A 21,439-nucleotide genomic window follows, 5' to 3' on the forward strand; every position below is an offset into this window, starting at 1 on the left:
GGAGGACCAGAAATTGGACCTCTAGTGCTTTACTAGCAGCATTGATGGTTCTATCATACAAGAAATAAGTAGGAATTGCAAGAAATTGCTTCCTTGCTAGACAAAGGATTTTTGGAAAAGAAAGCAAGAAAAAAGAGCTTGCGCTCTTTGACAACTTTATCGATTCTTTAGTTCAACATAACGTTTGTACCAAATTTTCACATAAGCATCGGAGAAGGGACCGCGTTCGTTGTTGATCCAGTCAACCAGAATCTTGACGTTTTCCTTGAGAATGAAATCCAAATCATCCGAATAGTTCATTTGCCTTTTATGACGCTCATACTCTTCCACATCAAGCAGCCGTTTTTCTCCGTCTGTGAAGACCTTGACATCTAAATCATAGTCGATATACTTGAGGGCTTCATTGTCCAGATAATAGGGGCTGGCAAGGTTGCAGTAGTATGAAGTGCCATTATCACGAATCATGGCAATGATATTAAACCAATATTTCTTATGAAAATAGACAATGGCGGGCTCTCGTGTTACCCAGCGCCGGCCATCACTTTCTGTTACCAGTGTGTGGTCATTAACGCCAATAATGGCATTTTCTGTTGTCTTTAGTACCATGGTATCTCGCCAAGTGCGGTGAAGATTCCCATCATGCTTATAACTTTGAATTGTAATAAAGTCGCCTTCTTTGGGAAGTTTCATAACCTACCAACTTTCTACAATTTTTAAGTTTATCCTCTTTATTGTAACATATTTTCATAAAAATGCCTAAGTTTTCATAGAAAATCTTAAAGATATTCTCTCAGAGCGCTGGCAATGTCCGAAAAATCATAGCCTTTGCGGGCCAGAGCTTGGGTCAGACGCTGTTTTAAGTCGTATCCCTCGTACTTTTTGAAGTACTTGCGGTATTGCTTGTCTAGTTCTTTATAGAGCAGTTCTTGCTGGTTTTCCTGGTCTTCTTCGATTTCCAAATGCTGATAGGCGGTTTTGGCTTGTCCATAAGAAAATCCTTTGTTTATCAGAGCTTGGAGGATTTTATCTTGCAAAGCTTTACTAGGAAGCTTTCCTTGGTATTTTTTGAGCAACTTTTCGGCAATCTTGTCTGTTAGTTCAGCGAAATCAAACTGGTTCAATTCCTCTTCTATGATAGTGTTAGAAATCCCTTTTTGACTGAGTTTTTGCTTGAGAACAAAAGCGCCTTTGTTACCAGTGAGAAGGTTGGATTGGATATAAGAATTGGCATATTTTCTGTCGTTGATCCAATTATCTTTTTTCAAGGCGTCCAAGACTTGGCTGATGATGTATGGTTGGATGTCGTGCTGTATTAAGTAGTCTTTAACTTCCTTGGCAGTTCTTTGCTTGAAGGAGAGATGGTAGAGGGCTAGATTTTTTCCGTAGGAAAATTGGGCGTAAGTTTGAATCTCTTTTAACTCTTGCTCCGTGATTTCCATCCCTTTAGACAGCATGAAGCGGACAATGGTGTCTTCAGTAATATAGAGCTTTTCACTGTCGTCCAACTCCAAGAGGTAGAGCCGTTTTTTCTTTTCAATTTTTGTGAATTTCATAGGGGATTTGGTAAAGTCCTTTCTTTTAACCAAATGCTTCAAAGGCAGCAATCAAGCGCAGTTTGTCTGTATCAACATCCTTCCGGCCATAGTAGTCAAGAAAGAGCTCTGCGTATTGAGGGTCAGATAAATTATAAGTAAGAGACCAGATGGCCCAGTAAAGGTCAATGTGGCGATCGCTAAGGCCAGCGAGACCAACGTCAATAAAGCAGGAGAAGGTTGCTGCGTCTTTCAGAATGAAATTAGGCAAGCAGGCATCTCCGTGAATCAAGGCGTCCGCCGTCAGTAGATGTCCTTGCTCTCGAATAAGCTGGTAGGCTTCCTCACGACTTGAGATGTGAAATTGAGGCAGCAAGGCTTTTTGATAAAAGCAGCCTTTCCGATAATTTTCCTCTGCTTGCTCTTTATAGTGTTGGAGGCGATGCTGGATTGGGAAATGCTGGGGTTGGAGGCTGTGAAGTCTTTTGAGTGCTGCAGCCATTGTTTGGCAAAGCTCTTCTGGCTGTTGAAGAAAGGCTAGGGCATCCTTGCCCTCGGCTTCTCTAGTCAGCAGGTAGTCATGATCTGCTGATAGGTAGTGAATGACAGGCACACCGAGTTCTTGCTTCTCAAACCATTTGGCAAGTGTGGCTTCTCGGGATAACTTGCCTTTTTGGTCGATTTTCAAATAATAGCCCGTATCAGCATAGAAAACACGGGCGCTTGAATGTGAGGAGCTGTCGTAAAAGTTGGCTCCCTCTAGATAAGTTCGGATTTGCTCAGGGAAATGTGCGAGTGGAAGAGATATTTTTTCTGCTTTCATACTTTTATTGTAACATATTCTCAACGAATCGACTCTAGCGTGGTATAATAGAGGCATGAATGTAAAAGTGAAGCAAAGAATCCCTTTGAAAATTAAGAAAATGGGAATCAATGGGGAAGGAATTGGATTTTATAAGAAAACGCTGGTCTTTGTGCCGGGGGCTTTGAAAGGTGAAGAAGTCTACTGTCAGGTGACCAGAGTTCAGCGTAATTTTATCGAGGCCAAGCTCTTGACCATCAACAAGCGGTCGAAATTTCGAGTTGAAGCGCCGTGTGAGATTTATGAAAACTGCGGAGGCTGTCAAATTATGCACCTCCATTATGACAAGCAGTTGGAGTTTAAGGAGGATTTGCTGCGTCAGGCTCTGAAAAAATTTGCGCCAGCTGGTTACGAAAACTACGAGATTCGTCCGACCATTGGTATGCAGGAGCCGCTCTATTATCGAGCCAAGCTACAGTTTCAGACTCGGAAGTTCAAGGATGAGGTCAAGGCTGGGCTTTATGCCCAGAATTCCCACTATCTGGTCTCGCTGAAAAACTGTCTGGTTCAGGACAAGGTAACGCAGGCTATTGTCAATAAGGTAGCTCGGCTTTTAGGTAAATACAGGCTGCCCATCTACGATGAGCGCAAGACAACTGGAGTGCGTACCGTCATGATTCGCAGGGCCAGAAAAACGGGTCAGGTGCAGATGATTTTTGTAACAGGTCGCAAGCTAGACTTTTCTCCAGTCGTCCGAGACCTGGTGGCTGAATTTCCCGAGCTGGAGACAGTGGCGGTCAATTATCATACGAGCAAGTCCAGTGAGATTTATGGGGATAAGACAGAGATTATCTGGGGCGAGGAAGCCATTCAAGAGGGTGTGCTGGACTATGAGTTTTCCCTGTCACCTCGAGCTTTCTATCAGCTCAATCCTGAGCAGACAGAGGTGCTCTATGGGGAGGCGGTCAAGGCGTTGGATGTGACGAAAGAAGACCATTTGATTGACGCTTATTGCGGGGTTGGGACCATCGGCTTTGCTTTTGCTAAAAGGGTCAAGTCTTTGCGAGGCATGGACATCATCCCTGAGGCCATTGAAGACGCTAAGCGCAATGCGAAACGGATGGGCTTTGACAATACGCTCTACGAGGCTGGAACGGCAGAGGAGATTATTCCTCGCTGGTACGCGGATGGTTATCGGGCGGATGCCTTGATTGTCGATCCGCCGCGAACAGGTCTGGATGATAAGCTGTTGGAGACGATTGTCCGCTATGCACCTGAAAAGATGGTCTATGTTTCCTGCAATGTCTCAACCTTGGCGCGCGATTTGGTCAAGCTATGTCAGGTCTACGATGTCCACTACATCCAGTCGGTTGACATGTTTCCCCATACCGCTCGAACGGAAGCAGTGGTAAAATTGGTCAAAAAAGTCAAGTAGAAGAGTGATTTTTTGGAAAACAAGCCTAAATAAACAGCAAAAGAGGCTGGGACAAAAGTCCTAGCCTCTCAATTGTCTTTGGATTGTCGAGCAAGACGCAGTGGTTGAGTGGGCTCTACTACGCTGATTTCATCAGCTTTTACAGCCCTACTCAACTGTGCGGAGGTGGGACGACGAAATCGAATTCTAACGAATTACCGATTTCTGTCCCACTCTCTTTTGAGTTAGAGGATTATAGCTTGATTTCAGTGTTTTGGAGAACCTTTTGGGCATCGGCAACGATTGTGTCGAGGATTTCTTTACATGGACGAATTTCCTTGACTAAGCCAGCGATTTGGCCACTCATCATAGAGCCATGTACGGTATCTCCTTCGTAAACAGCTTTAGAAAGAGAACCGATGGTGATTTCTTCGAGTTCGTCACGATTGGTGCCTTTGTTTTCTAGTTCGATATAGTGGTCGGTCATTTCATTACGGATACAACGAACTGGTGCACCAGCAATACGACCAGTAACGGCAGTAGCAGTATCATTGGCTGCGACAATGGCATCCTTGTAACCTGCTGAAATTGGGCATTCTTCAGAAGCTAGGAAGATAGTTCCCATCTGAACCCCTTGTGCACCGAGGACAAAAGCGGCAGCGAGACCACGACCATCGGCAACGCCACCTGCAGCGATGACTGGAATATCAACTGAGTCAACAATCTGAGGAATGAGAGCCATAGTATTGGTTTCACCGATGTGGCCACCAGCTTCAGAACCTTCGGCAATCACGGCATCAACTCCGAGCTCTTGCATTTTTTGCGCGTGTTTGACACTGGCGATAACAGGGATAACCTTGATACCTGCCTCTTTCAGATAAGGCATGATGAATTTCGGTGTACCAGCCCCAGTCGTTACGACAGGAACTTTTTCTTCAATGATGACTGTCACAATATCCTTGATATTTTTCATCATGAGCATAACATTGACGGCAAATGGCTTGTTAGTCAATTTACGCAGTTCACGGATTTCTTCGCGCAACTGCTCACCTGTCATTCCTCCTGAAGCAATGATTCCCAGTCCGCCAGCTTCGGAAACAGCTGCCGCCAGTTGGTAGTGGGAAATCTGAGCCATAGCTCCTTGGAAAATAGGGTACTTAATGTTCAACAATTTTGTAATAGACATAGGGCATCTCCTTTATTCTGTATTTAAAATCATTATATCACTATAATAAAGCGTTTTCAATAAAGCCGTAGACTGACAAAAGATAGAAGTTTGTGAAAAAAATCTCAGAAATGGTTGATAGGAATAGCCTTTCCTTGTGAAATTAAATTTATCAGTGTCCTTATAACAATAACTTATAGCCTATTAGAATTTGTTATATTCTCTAAGATCGAATTTGAGCAAGCATGGAAAGGATTTTTATTGGACGCATCTTTTGTGATATAATAATAAAAAATACACGGAGGTAGAGCATATGGATAATGTGATTGATTTGTCTGTTCCAGTGGCAGAAGTGATTGAGAAGCAGCCCGAAGTTTTAGATGTTTTGGTCGAGTTGGGTTTTAAGCCTCTGGCCAATCCTGTCATGCGCAATACAGTCGGGCGCGTGGTTTCGATCAAAAAAGGAGCCAGCATGAATGGCATTGACCTGAATAAAATCAAGCAAACGCTGGAATTAAACGGCTATGAAGTGGTGGGGATTTAGGCATGGCTACTGAACGCATTGAAGTCCTCAAGTCAATCTTGCTGGACCTACATAATGGAGCTTCGGCAGAATCTGTTCAGGAGCTCTTCAATGAGCATTTTGCTGGTGTGTCCGCTATTGAGATCAGCCTGATGGAGCATGAGCTGATGAACTCGGATACGGGAGTGACCTTTGAAGATGTCATGTCTCTCTGCAATGTCCATGCCAATCTCTTTAAAGGTGCCATTCAGGATGTGGAGGTGGCTGATACCGACCATCCAGGCCATCCTGTTCAGATTTTTAAGCAGGAAAATCTAGCACTGCGGGCTGCCCTTATGCGGGTTCGCAGACTCCTATCCACCTATGAAAGCACAGAAGATGAGGAGCTTCTTCCTGAAATCCGCAAGGGACTCCAGCGCCAGCTGGGTTTGGTGGGACAGTTTGATATCCACTATCAGCGTAAGGAAGAGCTCATGTTTCCTATCATGGAGAGCTACGGCCACGATTCGCCGCCCAAGGTCATGTGGGGCGTAGACGATCAGATTCGAGACCTTTTCCAAGAGGCTAAGGCTGCTGCTGAGCAGTTGCCGGATACTTCGATTCAAGAAGTCAAGGACAAGTTTGAGTCTTTTGCAGCTGAGTTTGAAGCTATGATTTTCAAGGAAGAGTCTATTCTTCTCATGATTCTCCTCGAGTCCTTTACTCAGGATGACTGGCTCAAGATTGCTGAGGAGAGTGATGCTTATGGCTATGCCATCATCAAGCCAACGGAGAAATGGATTCCTGCTCGGCACTCATTCTCGGAGGAGGAAGCTGGGGATGCTGCTGATGAAGGAAGCGAAGCGCCAGCCAGTAGAGAACAGACTAGTGATGGCAGATTTCAGCAGGTCATTGATATGCAAGATGGCCAGGTCACCATTTCCTTTAAGCCTAAGGAAAAGAAGGAGCAAGCCTTTAATCGGGACTCCCAGCAGCCTTTTGGCCATGGCTATCTGTCAGTGGCGGAGGCCAATCTGATTTTGGACCATCTGCCCATAGAGATTACTTTTGTCAATAAGGACGATATTTTCCAGTATTATAATGACAGTGTGCCGGCAGACGAGATGATTTTTAAGCGGACGCCGTCCCAGATAGGGCGCAATGTCGAGCTCTGTCACCCGCCCAAGTTTTTGGATAAGGTGCGGAAGATTTTCAAGGCGTTGCGTAAGGGAGAGCGAGACAAGTTTGAGATGTGGTTCAAGTCGGAGTCTCGGGGCAAGTTTGTCCATGTGACCTATGCGGCAGTGCGAGATGAGGCTGGTGAATTTCAGGGGGTGCTGGAGTATGTACAGGACATTCAGCCCTTCCGTGACATTGACAGTGATTTTTACCGAGATTTGGACTAGGTATTTGCAGTTAGAAAGTGAGAAAAATGAGTTACGAACAGGAATTTTTACAGGAGTTTGAAGCTTGGGTCAAGACCCAGGTCATGATTAACGAGATGGCCCTCAAGGAGAGTCAAGCGGTCTATGAGGCGGACCAGGATGAGCGGGCCAAGGAAGCGGCGATTCGCTATGAAAGTCGTCTCGATGCTTACCAGTTCCTTTTAGGGAAATTCGCCAACTATCAGGCGGGCCAAGGATTTCACGATCTGCCAGACGGACTTTTGGGTGAGAGAAATTATTGATTTTTCACTGGAAAGGTGATAGAATAAGTTCATCAGAGGTGTTTTGAGTCAAGCATTTTACAGAAAGTGGCGGCGCTGAGAAGTCCACAAATGTATCAAAGCTGGTTGCTGATGGATGATAAATTGAAATAAAAGTGTCTTTTTGTTTCCTTTTAGGACTAGGCAAGGAGCTGCAGGCTATACTAGCGTATGCCAAAGCGACTTAACGACGTCATAAAAGAGAAAGAAGAAGAGAAAAGTTGCGGGCGCTTGCCCGAAATTGGGTGGTACCGCGGATAAGCACATTCGTCCCTGTCATAACTATGACAGGGACGATTTTTTATAGAAAGCGAGGTAGAAGGATGGAATTTGAAGGAATATTAGCAGTTGGGATAGCCTTAGCTACAGCAGTATCACCTGTTAGTGTGGAATGGTATAAAGAATGGAAGAAATCAAAGAACGAATTAATTGAGTCAAAACTGAAAAGTTCAAATTTAATAAGAAGTTATTCGGACATTATAAATGAATATATAGCATATTTAAATAACAATGAGATAAGTAGTGATGGATTGAATGTTGAATTGAATGAATTTAGGCTAAAATCTGAAAAACTTTATAATGAGATTATTATGACTTTTTCAGTTCCTGAATATTGGAAAACAATTGTCGTAGAGGATTTTGAACAACTGAGTACTAAGTTAGTTGATAGAAAAGCAGATATAGAGGAAATTTTATTAAACTTACTAAGAGCCATGCAAATATTTCTTCGAAATAGTATGGATACAAATGCCAGTAATGATGATAAAGAATATAAAAGAAAACTACACACCTTAAGTAATTGTCTTTTAGTCTTACTGTCTGATTATTATTTAAATAATACTTCAGAAAAGAGCAAATCTGCCATTGTAGGTTTTTTTAAGGAGTATAAGAACGAAGTAGATAAGAAAAAAGAGATTGAAGAAAAGCTGTTAAATATTGAACAGAGTCTACCCAAAGAAAATTCAAATGCAACAGATCATTCAGAAAGTGAGGAGAGATTTAATATTGAGATACAACAGGATGAATCTGTTAGAGAGTATTACAAGCGCATTTTTGAGAAGTTAAATAAACTTTACCCAAATGATCTTGAGGAAAGAATAGAGGGAGTACCAGGAAGATTATCAAAATCCCCGAATGTGACCTGGAGAAATAAAACAGAAGTTAAAGTTGGTAAAAGTGACTACACACTTAATGTGAATTTAAAACGTAATATAGCAGAAGAATTTATTAAAGATTTATTACTTAAAATAGATACAAGGAGAACACACATGTCTAAAGAACTTTCACCTAAATACAATCCAGCCGAGGTTGAGGCTGGCCGTTACCAAAAATGGCTTGATGCGGATGTTTTCAAGCCTTCAGGAGATCAAAAGGCTAAGCCTTATTCGATTGTCATTCCACCACCAAACGTAACTGGGAAACTTCACCTTGGTCACGCTTGGGATACGACTCTTCAGGATATCATCATCCGTCAAAAACGCATGCAAGGCTTTGATACGCTTTGGCTTCCAGGGATGGACCATGCTGGGATTGCTACTCAAGCTAAAGTTGAGGAGCGCTTGCGTGGTGAGGGCATTAGCCGTTATGACCTCGGTCGTGAGAAATTCCTCGATAAGGTCTGGGAATGGAAAGACGAATATGCCACTACCATCAAGGAACAATGGGGCAAGATGGGGCTCTCTGTGGACTACTCTCGTGAGCGTTTCACCCTTGACGAAGGTTTGTCAAAAGCCGTTCGCAAGGTATTTGTCGAGCTTTATAAGAAAGGCTGGATCTACCGTGGTGAGTTTATCATCAACTGGGACCCAGCAGCTCGCACAGCCCTTTCTGATATCGAAGTTATCCACAAGGATGTGGAAGGTGCCTTCTACCACATGAACTACATGCTGGAAGATGGTTCACGCGCCCTTGAAGTGGCGACAACTCGTCCTGAGACTATGTTTGGGGACGTTGCCGTTGCGGTCAATCCAGAAGACCCACGCTACAAGGACTTGATTGGTAAAAATGTCATCCTTCCAATCGCTAATAAACTCATCCCAATCGTTGCCGACGAGCACGCAGACCCTGAGTTTGGGACAGGTGTCGTGAAAATCACACCTGCCCACGATCCAAACGACTTCTTGGTTGGTCAACGTCACAACTTGCCACAGGTTAACGTTATGAACGACGACGGAACTATGAATGACTTGGCCTTTGAATTTGCAGGCATGGACCGCTTTGAAGCTCGTAAGGCGGTCGTTGCTAAGTTGGAAGAAATCGGTGCTCTTGTTAAGATTGAAAAACGTGTCCACAGTGTTGGTCACTCAGAGCGTACAGGTGTTGTGGTTGAGCCACGCTTGTCTACTCAATGGTTCGTCAAGATGGACCAATTGGCCAAGAATGCCATTACCAACCAAGACACAGAAGACAAGGTAGAATTCTACCCTCCTCGTTTCAACGATACCTTCCTTCAATGGATGGAAAATGTCCACGACTGGGTAATCTCTCGTCAGCTCTGGTGGGGTCACCAAATCCCTGCTTGGTACAATGCCAAGGGTGAAATATATGTGGGCGAAGAAGCACCGGAAGGCGATGGTTGGACTCAGGACGAAGACGTCTTGGATACGTGGTTCAGTTCGGCTCTTTGGCCATTCTCTACCATGGGCTGGCCGGATGTGGACTCAGAAGACTTCAAACGTTATTATCCAACATCAACTTTGGTGACTGGTTATGATATTATCCCGTTCTGGGTATCTCGAATGATTTTCCAAGGTTTGGAATTTACTGGCAGGTCGCCATTCAAAAATGCCTTGATTCATGGTCTCATTCGTGATGAGCAAGGACGCAAGATGTCGAAATCTCTTGGTAACGGGATTGATCCAATGGATGTTATTGATAAGTACGGAACAGATAGCCTGCGTTGGTTCCTTTCAAACGGTTCTGCACCAGGGCAAGACGTGCGCTTCTCTTACGAGAAAATGGATGCTTCATGGAATTTCATCAACAAAATCTGGAACATCTCTCGCTACATCCTCATGAACAATGAAGGCTTGACTCTCGAGCAAGCAACTGCCAATGTGGAAAAAGTTGCCAAGAAGGAAGCTGGAAACGTCACAGACCGCTGGATTCTCCACAACCTCAATGAAACGATCGGAAAAGTCACTGAAAACTTTGATAAGTTTGAGTTTGGTGTTGCTGGACACATCCTTTACAACTTCATCTGGGATGAGTTCGCGGACTGGTACGTTGAGTTGACTAAGGAAGTCCTTTATAGCGATAACGAAGAAGAGAAAGTTATCACACGCTCTGTTCTCCTTTATACCTTGGACAAGATCCTTCGTCTCCTTCACCCAATCATGCCATTCGTAACAGAGGAAATCTTTGGACAAATCTCAGAAGACTCGATCGTCACAGCAGAATACCCAACTGTCAACCCAGCCTTTGAAGACCTTGCGGCTCACACTGGTGTAGAGAGTCTCAAAGACTTGATTCGTGCAGTTCGGAATGCGCGTGCTGAAGTAAACGTAGCGCCAAGCAAGCCTATCACCATCCTTGTTAAGACAAGCGATAGCGACTTGGAAGCCTTCTTTAACAGCAATGTCAACTACATCAAACGCTTCACAAATCCTGAACACTTGGAAATCGCATCAACCATCCCTGCACCTGAACTCGCTATGTCAAGCGTCATCACAGGAGCAGAAATCTACCTGCCACTCGCAGACCTCCTCAATGTCGAAGAAGAACTGGCTCGTCTCGACAAGGAACTGGCTAAATGGCAAAAAGAACTGGATATGGTCGGTAAAAAGCTCTCTAACGAACGCTTCGTAGCCAATGCCAAACCAGAAGTCGTCCAAAAAGAACGCGACAAACAAGCCGACTACCAAGCCAAGTACGATGCGACCGTCGCACGTATTGATGAGATGAAGAAACTCGTAAAATAAACATAGAAACACGGTGTAATGCCGTGTTTTTTGGTATAATAGACATAATAATTATGAACAGAGAATATAAAGTGATGGGTCAACAAAACTTTTTAAAGAAAAATGGTATTTACTACACTAGTAAATCATTAGCGAAAACTATGATTGATTGTTTAAATATTGATTATACAAAAGAGTTCACAATAATTGAACCTGCTGTTGGAGAGGGACATATTTTTTATTTAATTGTTGAAGAGTTTCTAAAAAAGAATCAAAATAAATGTCAAGAAAAAATAAAAAAGAAATTGGAAAATAACTTTTCTGCATTTGATATTAGAGAAGACGCTATTAAACTATGTATTTCGAGACTTGATAAATTGGTTAGTAAATATTACAATGATCTATCAGTAAATTGGAATGTTTATATTTTTGATGCATTAGATTACTATCAAAAATTTGATAAACAAAAAAAATACGATTATGTTATTAGTAATCCTCCATATATTTCAAGAAAAAATATGGGCAAATATATGGTTGATAAACTAAAAAAACATAGTGAATTCTGTAATCGATTTAACTTTGACATCTATTATTATTTCTTTGAGTTAGGACTATCTCTTTGGAATAAAAAAGGAAAAATAAGTTACATTACTCCAAACAATTATTTGAGAGCTAGAGGTGCTGAAACACTACTTCAAACATTAATCTCTAATAAATACATTGAAAAAATAATTGATTATGGTGATTTATTGAATTTTGAAGATGCAACAACATATACAGCAATCACGGTTATTTCTAATGAAAATGCTAATTTAGAGATTGTAAGTTCAAACAATACTAAATTAAAGAGTTTTTCATATGATGAACTGCATAACAAAGAAATTTATTATCTATATGATGAAGAATTTATGTATGAAGGAGGAGACTCCGTCTTACTGGGAGAAATAGCAGATATAAAAAATGGTTTAGCCACCTTACAAGATAGTGTATTTCTTATTGCTGAAGAAGATATCATTGATGAATTGGAAGATTATTATGTTATAGAAAAAAAATCTAGACATTATCTTATTGAGAAAGCTATTTTAAAAAAGGGAGTGCGAGTTTCTAATCTTAATAAAAATTATTATACAATCTTTCCCTATGATGATAGAAATCAGAAAATAATTACAATTAGTGAACGTTATCCATATACTTATGACTATTTAAGAAATGAGTTAAATGATTCTTTTCAAGAAAAGTATGGTATTTATTTTGGTCGGACTCAGGGAATGTTGAATTACAATTCTCAAAAAATTATAATACCGAAGGTTGCTAATTTAGAAGATGTTCCATTTAAACAAATTGATTTTGGTTTTGTATTGGCTGGTATTTCAATTGTATTTTTAAGGGATCTGAGTCAGTCATCTTATAATAGAATTCTAAAATATTTAAATTCAAAACTTGTAGTAGAGTATTTAAAAAGAATATCTAAGAATTATTCATCAGGATATAAAAATATAAGCACTAACGATCTAAAAAAAATTAGAATCCCAATTAAATTATTTGATGAGGAGTAAAAAATGGGTGATAAACTTAACTATATCGTTGAAGATAATATTATTGCAGAGGTTTTAGGTAGAAATAATTTCTCAACAAAAGAATCTGCTATTTTAGAATTAATAAAAAATGCTTATGATGCCGGGGCTAGTAAGTTAAACTTAATTTTCAAAAAATCTGAGAATACTGGGCGCTTAATGCTTGAAATAATAGATGATGGTTCTGGAATGAATGAAAATGATATTAGGCAAGCTTGGATGCACGTTGGTAAGAGCACCAGAGATTATAAAGATTCTGATACGGGACGGATTTTTGCTGGATCAAAAGGCATTGGAAGATTTGCTTTAGCTAGATTAGGTGAATCAATTGATATGTTTACTAAAAAAGAATCTGAGATTGGCTATCACTGGCAGACCAATTGGAATAGTTCAGAGATTGATATTGATTATAATATAGCTAGCCAAGGAACTAGAATTCAAATCAATGAATTAAGAGATAAATGGTCAACAAAAAGTATTAAACCATTAAAAAACTATATAAGTAAGACTTATAGAGATGGTAAAATGAAAATTTCTATAATGTTTTTAGTAGAAAATGGAGAAAGTTTAGAGGAGGAGGCTGAGTTAATTTGGACAAATCCCAAAATTGGGGAAAATTATCTTGAATCTATTGCAATCAATTATAATTCTAAGAATAAGATACTTTCTGGTCAAGTACTTTCAGATGAATTTAATGATTCTGTTTTGAAAATGACAAGCAAGAATATAAAAGAGTATTTGTTTAAACAAAATATGATTGACGAGTTAAATAAAGAAATCTCCGAATTAATAATTGAAGAAGAAGATATTAAAAAAGAAGATATAACAGAGCAAATGATTGCAGATTTATTAGAGGGAGTAGGTTCTTTTGAAGGTCAATTATATTTTAGTTTAAATAATGTTACTCAGGTAGATAAAGAAAAATATGAATATAAATACAAATCATTATCAAATAGATTTAACATGGGGGTAATTTTATATAGAAATGCTTTTAGTATAGATTCTTTTGAAGGTAGAACAGACTGGTTAGAGCTTGGGAAACGTTCTGCTTCCTCACCAGCAGCTGCTTCACATCCAACAGGTTCTTGGAGAGTTCGTCGAAATCAATTATCAGGTTACATTATAATTGATAAAGAAGAAAATTCTCATATTGAAGATATTTCAAATAGGCAGGGTATTGTTCAAAATATTCATTTTATTATTTTAAAGAAAATCATTGATAGTGCTTTAAAGGAATTTGAAAGTTATAGACAATCTATAATTAGAGATATTAGAAAAATAAAAGATAAAGAAAATCGAACATCAGTTATAAAAGAAGTTAATATTGAAAATAAAATTGATAGTTTTATTGAACAAAGTAAATCCATAGAAGAATTAACTATTCAAGATTTAGTTGAAGTTAAAAATAAACTTTCAGAGTATAAAAATAAAGTTAACGATATCACATCTGAAAAAAATGAAGTGGAAGAAAATTATCGATATGAAGCACAGTTGTTAAATGTTCTCGCTACTTTACAATTAAAAATAAGTTCGTTGAGCCATGAATTACACAATAATAGGAATACAATTGCTGCAAATCCTGAAAAAATTGAAGAAGCTTTAAAAAGAAAATATGATTGGGAGGAACTTAAGTCTGAAAAGCCAAGTAGTCGGAACATTCCATTATTATTAAAAAATCTTGAAAAAGATTTAGAAAAAGTTTTAGATCTCTCTGATACCATTATTGATGAAAATAAAAAAGAAAGATTTGAACCACGAGAATATAGTTTAGAGGTTCTTGTGGAGGAGATAGTTGAAAAATGGAAAACTCAATATAATTGGGTTAACTTTAAAACTAATTGTACAGGCGAAGACATCATAATGATATCTTACGATTATTTAATGATTATACTCGATAACTTAATTCTTAATAGTGTGCAGGTGAATGAATATAGAAAAGAACTAGAAATATCGGTTGATTTCGATTACAATGAAGGAAAATTACTACTTGAATATTCTGATAATGGCAAAGGGCTTGATAAAAAATATAAAAATAATCCATTGAAAATATTAAATGTTCATGAAGGCACTAGAGAAGATGGGCATGGTTTAGGGATGTGGATGGTGAATAACACAGTCTATAAACTTAATGGTAATATTAATATTGATGCCGAAACAAAAGGATTTAATTTAAAAGCAGAAATGAACATATAAAAATTATTAGTGAGGGTATGATATGACACAGCAGATTAAAATAATATATGTGGATGATAAGCTAGATCCATTATTAGTTGATTATCTATATGATTTTAGAAAAGATGGTATAATAATCGTTTATGATGAAATAAAATTTGATAGTAGTAGTAGAGATTATGAATCATTATTAACTGATAGTAGAGTTTTAGAATCTGATATTATTGTTATTGATTCTAAGTTGTTTGAAAATGAATATGCAGAATCTGGTTCAAAATTTACTGGTCAAGAATTTAAATTAGTTTTAAGAATTTTAAATCCTTTTATAAAAGTAATTGTAATAACTCAAAATAGGGATTTAGTAGATTATGGAGTTTTAAACAAATTTGCTACTTCTAAAGGTAATGCTTCTCAAGATAATGCTAATGATTTTTATAATAGATACTTACAACCTACAATAGAAGAAGCAATAAAAGAAATATTAGAGATGAGAAGAATTGGGAAGGAGTTAGAATTAAACAAAGGTGCTTATGAAGGGTCGTTGATTGTTGAAAATACACAAAATTTACTTAATAAAATAACATCGTATAGAGAATTGACAGACGAAAAAATCGATGAGCTAATAGATATTATAAAGAAGGAAGTATTGGAGAATAGAGATGAGTGATTATCGATTTGTGGGAGAAGAAGAAGCTGACGTTGCAAAAATTATTCAAGAAAAAAATCTATTAGCAGATAAAATCGATAAACGAACAAACAAAGATGACAATCTGGGGAAACATTATGATAAAATCAAAAATAAATGTTCTAATTATTATGAGACTTTTCAAGAAATTTATCATCAAAAATGTGGCTACTGCGGTGTTTCAGTCGCTATAAATTCAGCACCTCAATATGAGTTAGATCATTTTATTAATGTTAGTAATGTTAGTAATGAATTAAAAAAAACATCTCCAAATGGAAAATCTGTAGATCATATCGAAAATCTTATATTTGCTTGTCGAAATTGCAATCAAGCAAAAAAAGAATTTGATACAAGTAAGATTATTGATATAGTACACCCTGATGGGGAAAATATAAAAAAAGTCTTTGAACGAGATCAATATTATAAAATAGTTATCTCTCAAGAATATTTAAATAATGAGAAGGTTAAATTATTCTATAGTAAAATGAAATTCGACTACGCATATAGGAAATTAGATTATCTATTGTTGAACCTTTACTTTTCTAAAAATAACAAAACAGATAGAATTTATAATAGATTATTAGAACTTAGAAATAGTTTCCCAAGCTTGAATAAATTAAAATAATATTTTAGAAAACAGCTTGCTACCTAACAAATTCTGTAAGTTCGAACCGACCAACGAGTTCAGAGTGCGTATACAATTGAATCTGATTTCATAGCTTCTAACTTATTCTATATAAATTTTTAACTTTATAGTTTACAGGCTCTAGGATTTTTATAACGGCTAAAACCATTGTAGAAATTCTGGAGCCTATTTTTTCCCCTCCCCAGCCTACACTTGTGGTATAATGTTGTCAGTAAAAGAGAAAGTAGGAGCGTGTATGAAAACTCCATTTATCAGTCGTGAGCGCTTAGCGGAGCTGACAGCGCAGTTTCCAACGCCTTTTTATCTGTATGATGAGAGGGGGATTCGGGAAAGAGCGCGTGCCTTGCATGAGGCTTTTGCTTGGAATGCTGGTTTTAAGGAATATTTTGCCGTCAAGGCGACACCAAATCCTACTATTTTAAAAATCCTCAAGGAAGAAGGCTGTGGGGTGGACTGTGCTAGCTATGTGGAGCTGCTCATGAGCCAAAAGCTGGGCTTTGCTGGGGCTGATATCATGTTTTCGTCTAATAATACGCCAGCCGAGGAGTTTCGTCTGGCGCGGGAGCTGGGAGCGACCATCAATCTAGATGCCTATGAGGACGTGGCTTTCTTGAAGGAAGTGGCTGGGATTCCCAAGGTGATTTCTTGCCGCTACAATCCCGGTGGTGTCTTTGAGCTGGGCACCAGCATCATGGATCATCCAGAGGAAGCCAAGTTTGGTATGACCAAGGCGCAGCTGATCCAGGCTTTCAAAGACCTCAAGGAGCTGGGCGCAGAGAAATTCGGCATTCATGCCCTCTTAGCCTCCAATACTGTAAGCAATGACTACTATCCAGCACTGGCTCGGCAGCTGTTTGAGTTGGCAGTAGAGGTCGTGGAAGCGACGGGGGTTGAGTTGGACTTTATCAATCTGTCTGGCGGTGTCGGGGTCAACTATCAGCCTGAAGGCGAGGAAAATGACATTGCGGTCATCGGTCAAGGAGTTCGTCAGGCCTATGAGGAAATCCTGACACCAGCTGGTCTGGGGCAGGTCAAGATTTTTACGGAGCTAGGACGTTTTATGCTGGCGCCTTTCGGTCTTTTGGTGACCAAGGTGACTCACAAAAAGCAGACCTATCGGACCTATCTGGGAGTGGATGCTTCTGCGGTTAATCTCCTGCGTCCTGCTATGTATGGAGCTTATCACCATATTACCAATATGGATCGGCCGGAAGGGCCGACGGAGATTGTCGATGTGGTCGGCAGCCTCTGTGAAAACAACGATAAATTTGCCATCCAGCGGGAGCTGCCTGTCAGTCAGATTGGCGATACACTGGTCATTCACGATACTGGTGCCCACGGCTTCTCCATGGGCTATCAATACAATGCCAAGTTGCGCTCTAGCGAGATTCTCCTAGAGGAAAATGGTCAGGCTCGTATGATTCGTCGGGCAGAGAGGCCAGAGGATTATTTCGCCACTCTCTATGGCTTTGATTTTGAAAAATAGAGATAATTTGGTATAATAAAGAGTAATGTAAAAAATGAAACAGGAGTTCGGATTATTATGAATACATTGTTAGCAATTTTATTGATTATGCTGGCTTTCTTTGGTGGGATTTTGCTGGGTATGTACTTGCTTCGCCGTCAAGTCGAAAAAGAATTTGCGGAAAATCCACGTCTCAATGTAGAAGCAGTGCGGATGTTGCTCAGTGCCAATGGTCAAAAACCAAGTGAGGCACGCGTTCAACAAGTTTACCGTCAAATCATCAATCAACAAAAAGCAGCAGTTGCTAAAAATAAAAACAAAAAATAAGCTTCTCTTAGCTGCCTTTTGGTGGCAGACGGAGATTTCTATATAAAAAATGGGGATTTGGGCTAGGCTTCCAATCCCTTGTTTTAGAAAGAAGACTGTATGGATAACCGACCGATTGGATTTTTAGACTCTGGGGTGGGCGGTCTGACTGTTGTCCGTGAATTGATGCGGCAACTCCCCCACGAGGAAGTGGTTTATATAGGTGATTCGGCTCGGGCTCCATATGGTCCTAGGCCGGCGGAGCAGATTCGAGACTATACTTGGCAGTTGGTTAACTTTCTCTTGACCAAGGATGTCAAGATGATTGTTATTGCCTGCAATACTGCCACAGCTGTTGTTTGGGAGGAAGTCAAGGCTAAGTTAGACATTCCTGTCCTCGGTGTGATTTTGCCCGGAGCTAGCGCTGCCATCAAGTCTACGACTGGTGGCAAGATTGGGGTCATCGGGACTCCTATGACGGTTCAGTCCGATATTTATCGAAAAAAGATTGAGGCTCTCTCTCCTGAGATGGAGGTGCAGAGCTTGGCTTGTCCCAAGTTTGTCCCGCTGGTGGAGTCCAATGAGCTCCAGTCCAGCCTGACCAAAAAGGTGGTCTATGAGACTCTCCATCCTCTGGCGGGCAAGGTGGACACACTTGTTTTGGGCTGTACCCACTATCCTTTGCTGCGGCCGATTATTCAAAATATGATGGGGCCGAGCGTCAAGCTGATTGACAGCGGGGCTGAGTGTGTACGGGATATTTCTGTCCTGCTCAATTATTTTGAAATCAATCGTAGCCGTGAGAAACACGAACTGAATCATCGTTTTTATACTACAGCCAATGCTAAGAGATTTGCGGAAATCGCAGAAAACTGGCTGAATCTGAAAGTCAATGTGGAGCATGTGACCTTATGACAAAGAACATTTATGAATACAAAGATGCCTCTGACTGGTATGTAGCTGAATGGGGACAAAGTGCCTCTTACAGTGAGTTTGAGCAGGTACCAGCTGAAGCTTCTGAGATTTTAGACCGCCTAGAGAGTATTTTAGCGGAAGAAGAGCTAGGCCTGCCCTTAAATATCACGGTCATTCGCTATGGCTCAGCCTTTCGCTTTTTGACCTTCTTGCTGGATATTTTAAATCAGGAAACGGATCGGAAGTTGGAATTGTTGCAGCGACAGGGAGCCCTTCTTTTGGTTGAAGGGGGGAAACTCCTCTATGTCCATCTGCCGCAGACTGGTGTAGATTTACAAGCCTTTCTGGGAGCAAAAGATGTCAAGGATACCCTCTTGATTGCGACGCGCAATGAGGGCAAGACAGCAGAGTTCCGTAAGCTTTTCGGGAAGTTGGGCTACGAGGTAGAAAATCTGAATGACTATCCTGATTTGCCAGAAGTGGCTGAAACAGGCATGACTTTCGAAGAAAATGCCCGCCTCAAGGCGGAAACGATTAGCAAGTTGACTGGCAAAATGGTTTTGGCAGATGATTCAGGCTTGCAAGTGGATGTCTTAGGTGGCTTACCAGGCGTCTGGTCCGCTCGCTTTGCTGGAGTTGGTGCGACGGATGATGAAAACAATATCAAACTCCTGCATGAACTGGCCATGGTCTTTGATATTAAAGACCGCTCTGCTCATTTCCACACGACTCTGGTGGTCGCAAGTCCAGATAAGGAATCCTTAGTAGTTGAAGCGGACTGGCCTGGCTACATTGCCCATGAGCCAAAAGGTGAAAATGGCTTTGGTTATGATCCCTTGTTCTTGGTTGGAGAGACAGGAAAAACATCAGCTGAGCTGACAATCGAAGAGAAAAATGCCCAGTCCCATCGTGCACAAGCAGTGCAAAAATTAATGGAGGTATTTCCAGCATGGCAAAGCAAACAATCATCGTAATGAGCGATTCCCATGGGGACCGTGCCATTGTCGAAGAAATGAAACATCATTATCTAGGAAAAGTCGATGCTATTTTCCATGATGGAGACTCAGAATTACCTTTTGAGGATGAAGTCTGGAAAGGGATTCATGTCGTAGCGGGCAATATGGACTTTTATCCTGGTTATCCAGAACGGCTGGTGACAGATTTGGATGGGACCATTATTGCCCAGACCCACGGGCACCTTTTCAATATCAACTTTAGCTTCCAAAAGTTGGATCTCTGGGCTCAGGAAGTGGGGGCAGATATTTGTCTCTATGGCCATTTGCATGTTTCAGATGCTTGGATGCAAGGCAAGACTCTCTTCCTCAATCCGGGATCCATTAGCCAACCTCGTGGCTCAATCAACGAACGTCTCTATGCTAAGGTAGAGATTGATGATGACCGTTTTAAAATTGATTTCTATACGCGAAATCATGAACTCTATCCAAGCTTGTCCAAGGAGTTTGCCCGATGATTGCTAAGGAATTTGAAGATTATCTGTTGCAGCATGAAGACACTTTCTTGACGCCGGGAGAGAATCTGGCAGTCATGATTGACACGCACAATGTGGATCATGCCATTCTCTTGCTTAGCCAGATGACCTATTCGCGCATTCCAGTGGTGACTGCGGAGAAAAAGTTCGTTGGCACCATTTCTCTTACGGACATCATGGCCTATCGGATGAAGCATGAGCTGGCAGAGGAAGAGTTTATGTCGATGGACATTGTCCACATGACACGAAAGGATGGTCTGACTGTCGAGCCAGATTACAAGATTGCGGACGTTTTGCACAAGCTGGTGGATGAGTCTTTCCTGCCTGTTGTGGACAAAGAACAACATTTTTATGGCATCATTACTAGAAAGTCGATTTTAAAAGCTGTTAACTCGTTGATGCATACCTTCACGAGTCAGTATGAGATTTCCAAAAAATGAAAGAACAAATCACCCCTTTTTTAGAACAAAAAAATATCTCAGAAAATTCAAAATTAGCCTATTCCTACGATCTGGAGCAATTTGTCAATGAAATCCACAGCAAGGTGACGGAGACTAACTTGCGGATTTATCAAGCCTCTATCAAGGATTTCAAGGCGGCTGTCCAGAAGCGCAAGCTCTCAGCGGTCAATCAATTTCTCTATTATCTTTATGAGAACAAGATGATTGGGGAATTTCACCGCTTGACCCTGCCCAAAGTTGCTATTTCCAAGGAACTGGGAAGCGAGCTGATGGACTTGTCAGCCTTTTGGGAAGCTTCTACGGTACCACAAGGCCGGCTGATAGCGCTCTTGATTTTGGAAATGGGTCTCTTGCCAAGTGAAATCCTGCAGGTCAAGGTTGAAGATGTCAATCTTGATTTTCAGGTTTTACGGATTGAGAAGGCTGGGCAGAAGCGGATTATTAAAATTCCTGAAAGTCTGACGAGCGAATTGGGCGATTATTTGACAGGGACTTATTTATTTGAAAAGAATGGCAAGTCCTATTCACGCCAGTGGGGTTTTCGTCAGCTAGAAGCTTTCTTGATCGAGCAGGGTCAGGCCAGTTTATCAGCCCAAAGCCTGCGGGAGCAATTTATCCTGCGTCAGCGGGAAAAAGGTGTCGGCATCTATGACATTGCTCGTGATCTGGGCTTGAAGACAGTGATTACATTAGAAAAATATAGATAA

20 protein-coding genes are annotated in these 21,439 nt (G+C 40.5%); 16 read left to right on the forward strand and 4 right to left on the reverse strand.

The genetic code is table 11. The features are described 5' to 3' along the window. Positions 1-156: 156 nt before the first annotated feature. From O3644_RS07950 to O3644_RS07960, 3 genes are all read right to left on the reverse strand, one after another. A complete protein-coding gene (locus O3644_RS07950) occupies positions 157-690 on the reverse strand; it encodes a DUF402 domain-containing protein (protein WP_005590859.1) in 534 nt (177 codons plus the stop codon). A gap of 86 nt (positions 691-776) precedes the next feature. Continuing rightward, positions 777-1,553, reverse strand: a complete 777-nt coding sequence (gene recX, locus O3644_RS07955) for a recombination regulator RecX (RefSeq protein WP_371595427.1) — start codon at positions 1,551-1,553, stop codon at positions 777-779. 25 nt (positions 1,554-1,578) lie between these two features. Then, on the reverse strand, positions 1,579-2,355 hold the full coding sequence (locus tag O3644_RS07960; protein WP_048763763.1) for an aminoglycoside 3'-phosphotransferase: 777 nt from the start codon (positions 2,353-2,355) through the stop codon (positions 1,579-1,581). 55 nt (positions 2,356-2,410) lie between these two features. Between O3644_RS07960 and rlmD the strand changes: the two genes are divergently transcribed. Beyond that, positions 2,411-3,769 carry a 23S rRNA (uracil(1939)-C(5))-methyltransferase RlmD gene (rlmD, locus tag O3644_RS07965; protein ID WP_371595428.1) on the forward strand — a complete coding sequence of 453 codons (1,359 nt, stop codon included), beginning with the start codon at positions 2,411-2,413 and terminating at the stop codon, positions 3,767-3,769. Positions 3,770-4,001: 232 nt separating this feature from the next. On the opposite strand, the gene O3644_RS07970 is transcribed toward rlmD, so the two are convergent. After that, positions 4,002-4,934 (reverse strand): nitronate monooxygenase, encoded by a 933-nt coding sequence (locus O3644_RS07970; RefSeq protein WP_371595429.1) that lies wholly within the window; start codon positions 4,932-4,934, stop codon positions 4,002-4,004. A gap of 292 nt (positions 4,935-5,226) precedes the next feature. On the opposite strand from O3644_RS07970, the gene O3644_RS07975 reads away from it, so the two are divergent. The 15 genes from O3644_RS07975 to xerD all read left to right on the forward strand — a co-directional run bounded on the left by O3644_RS07975 (position 5,227) and on the right by xerD (position 21,439). Continuing rightward, positions 5,227-5,457, forward strand: a complete 231-nt coding sequence (locus tag O3644_RS07975; protein WP_371595430.1) for a DUF1858 domain-containing protein — start codon at positions 5,227-5,229, stop codon at positions 5,455-5,457. A 2-nt stretch (positions 5,458-5,459) separates the two neighbouring features. Then, positions 5,460-6,821 (forward strand): DUF438 domain-containing protein, encoded by a 1,362-nt coding sequence (locus O3644_RS07980; RefSeq protein ID WP_371595431.1) that lies wholly within the window; start codon positions 5,460-5,462, stop codon positions 6,819-6,821. 26 nt (positions 6,822-6,847) lie between these two features. Then, a complete protein-coding gene (locus O3644_RS07985; RefSeq protein ID WP_285875261.1) occupies positions 6,848-7,102 on the forward strand; it encodes a DUF1912 family protein in 255 nt (84 codons plus the stop codon). Positions 7,103-8,388: 1,286 nt separating this feature from the next. Next, positions 8,389-11,040, forward strand: coding sequence for a valine--tRNA ligase (locus O3644_RS07990; protein WP_371595432.1), 2,652 nt, complete (start codon positions 8,389-8,391; stop codon positions 11,038-11,040). Between the two features lie 53 nt (positions 11,041-11,093). Beyond that, positions 11,094-12,575 (forward strand): class I SAM-dependent DNA methyltransferase, encoded by a 1,482-nt coding sequence (locus O3644_RS07995; RefSeq protein WP_371595433.1) that lies wholly within the window; start codon positions 11,094-11,096, stop codon positions 12,573-12,575. A 3-nt stretch (positions 12,576-12,578) separates the two neighbouring features. After that, entirely contained in the window at positions 12,579-14,786 is a 2,208-nt protein-coding gene (locus O3644_RS08000) for an ATP-binding protein (protein WP_371595434.1), read from the forward strand. Positions 14,787-14,808: 22 nt separating this feature from the next. Next, positions 14,809-15,432: a hypothetical protein gene (locus O3644_RS08005; RefSeq protein WP_371595435.1), complete on the forward strand. Its 624-nt coding sequence runs from the start codon at positions 14,809-14,811 to the stop codon at positions 15,430-15,432. Continuing rightward, positions 15,425-16,075, forward strand: a complete 651-nt coding sequence (locus O3644_RS08010) for an HNH endonuclease (protein WP_371595436.1) — start codon at positions 15,425-15,427, stop codon at positions 16,073-16,075. The genes O3644_RS08005 and O3644_RS08010 overlap by 8 nt, the downstream gene beginning before the upstream one ends. Before the next feature lie 256 nt (positions 16,076-16,331). Beyond that, positions 16,332-17,582, forward strand: coding sequence for a diaminopimelate decarboxylase (locus O3644_RS08015; protein WP_371595437.1), 1,251 nt, complete (start codon positions 16,332-16,334; stop codon positions 17,580-17,582). A 57-nt stretch (positions 17,583-17,639) separates the two neighbouring features. Beyond that, positions 17,640-17,888, forward strand: a complete 249-nt coding sequence (locus O3644_RS08020; protein WP_015605536.1) for a YneF family protein — start codon at positions 17,640-17,642, stop codon at positions 17,886-17,888. A 99-nt stretch (positions 17,889-17,987) separates the two neighbouring features. Continuing rightward, entirely contained in the window at positions 17,988-18,782 is a 795-nt protein-coding gene (gene racE, locus O3644_RS08025) for a glutamate racemase (protein ID WP_125371384.1), read from the forward strand. Beyond that, positions 18,779-19,756: a nucleoside-triphosphate diphosphatase gene (locus tag O3644_RS08030; protein WP_371595438.1), complete on the forward strand. Its 978-nt coding sequence runs from the start codon at positions 18,779-18,781 to the stop codon at positions 19,754-19,756. Before racE ends, O3644_RS08030 begins: the two co-directional genes overlap by 4 nt. After that, the gene (locus O3644_RS08035; protein ID WP_371595439.1) at positions 19,732-20,253 is read left to right on the forward strand and encodes a metallophosphoesterase; all 522 of its coding nucleotides are present in this window, start codon (positions 19,732-19,734) and stop codon (positions 20,251-20,253) included. The genes O3644_RS08030 and O3644_RS08035 overlap by 25 nt, the downstream gene beginning before the upstream one ends. Continuing rightward, positions 20,250-20,711 carry a cyclic-di-AMP-binding protein CbpB gene (cbpB, locus tag O3644_RS08040; RefSeq protein WP_187421894.1) on the forward strand — a complete coding sequence of 154 codons (462 nt, stop codon included), beginning with the start codon at positions 20,250-20,252 and terminating at the stop codon, positions 20,709-20,711. Before O3644_RS08035 ends, cbpB begins: the two co-directional genes overlap by 4 nt. Then, positions 20,708-21,439 (forward strand): site-specific tyrosine recombinase XerD, encoded by a 732-nt coding sequence (gene xerD / locus O3644_RS08045; RefSeq protein WP_371595440.1) that lies wholly within the window; start codon positions 20,708-20,710, stop codon positions 21,437-21,439. The genes cbpB and xerD overlap by 4 nt, the downstream gene beginning before the upstream one ends.

This window comes from Streptococcus sp. 27098_8_113 (genome assembly GCF_041432545.1).
Taxonomy (GTDB): Bacteria; Bacillota; Bacilli; order Lactobacillales; family Streptococcaceae; genus Streptococcus.

Excerpts from the sequence above, each read along its gene's own strand:
- O3644_RS07950 (WP_005590859.1), bottom strand. The coding sequence starts at position 690 with ATGAAACTTCCCAAAGAAGGCGACTTTATTACAATTCAAAGTTATAAG.
- recX (WP_371595427.1), bottom strand. The coding sequence starts at position 1,553 with ATGAAATTCACAAAAATTGAAAAGAAAAAACGGCTCTACCTCTTGGAG.
- O3644_RS07960 (WP_048763763.1), bottom strand. The coding sequence starts at position 2,355 with ATGAAAGCAGAAAAAATATCTCTTCCACTCGCACATTTCCCTGAGCAA.
- rlmD (WP_371595428.1), top strand. The coding sequence starts at position 2,411 with ATGAATGTAAAAGTGAAGCAAAGAATCCCTTTGAAAATTAAGAAAATG.
- O3644_RS07970 (WP_371595429.1), bottom strand. The coding sequence starts at position 4,934 with ATGTCTATTACAAAATTGTTGAACATTAAGTACCCTATTTTCCAAGGA.
- O3644_RS07975 (WP_371595430.1), top strand. The coding sequence starts at position 5,227 with ATGGATAATGTGATTGATTTGTCTGTTCCAGTGGCAGAAGTGATTGAG.
- O3644_RS07980 (WP_371595431.1), top strand. The coding sequence starts at position 5,460 with ATGGCTACTGAACGCATTGAAGTCCTCAAGTCAATCTTGCTGGACCTA.
- O3644_RS07985 (WP_285875261.1), top strand. The coding sequence starts at position 6,848 with ATGAGTTACGAACAGGAATTTTTACAGGAGTTTGAAGCTTGGGTCAAG.
- O3644_RS07990 (WP_371595432.1), top strand. The coding sequence starts at position 8,389 with ATGTCTAAAGAACTTTCACCTAAATACAATCCAGCCGAGGTTGAGGCT.
- O3644_RS07995 (WP_371595433.1), top strand. The coding sequence starts at position 11,094 with ATGAACAGAGAATATAAAGTGATGGGTCAACAAAACTTTTTAAAGAAA.
- O3644_RS08000 (WP_371595434.1), top strand. The coding sequence starts at position 12,579 with ATGGGTGATAAACTTAACTATATCGTTGAAGATAATATTATTGCAGAG.
- O3644_RS08005 (WP_371595435.1), top strand. The coding sequence starts at position 14,809 with ATGACACAGCAGATTAAAATAATATATGTGGATGATAAGCTAGATCCA.
- O3644_RS08010 (WP_371595436.1), top strand. The coding sequence starts at position 15,425 with ATGAGTGATTATCGATTTGTGGGAGAAGAAGAAGCTGACGTTGCAAAA.
- O3644_RS08015 (WP_371595437.1), top strand. The coding sequence starts at position 16,332 with ATGAAAACTCCATTTATCAGTCGTGAGCGCTTAGCGGAGCTGACAGCG.
- O3644_RS08020 (WP_015605536.1), top strand. The coding sequence starts at position 17,640 with ATGAATACATTGTTAGCAATTTTATTGATTATGCTGGCTTTCTTTGGT.
- racE (WP_125371384.1), top strand. The coding sequence starts at position 17,988 with ATGGATAACCGACCGATTGGATTTTTAGACTCTGGGGTGGGCGGTCTG.
- O3644_RS08030 (WP_371595438.1), top strand. The coding sequence starts at position 18,779 with ATGACAAAGAACATTTATGAATACAAAGATGCCTCTGACTGGTATGTA.
- O3644_RS08035 (WP_371595439.1), top strand. The coding sequence starts at position 19,732 with ATGGCAAAGCAAACAATCATCGTAATGAGCGATTCCCATGGGGACCGT.
- cbpB (WP_187421894.1), top strand. The coding sequence starts at position 20,250 with ATGATTGCTAAGGAATTTGAAGATTATCTGTTGCAGCATGAAGACACT.
- xerD (WP_371595440.1), top strand. The coding sequence starts at position 20,708 with ATGAAAGAACAAATCACCCCTTTTTTAGAACAAAAAAATATCTCAGAA.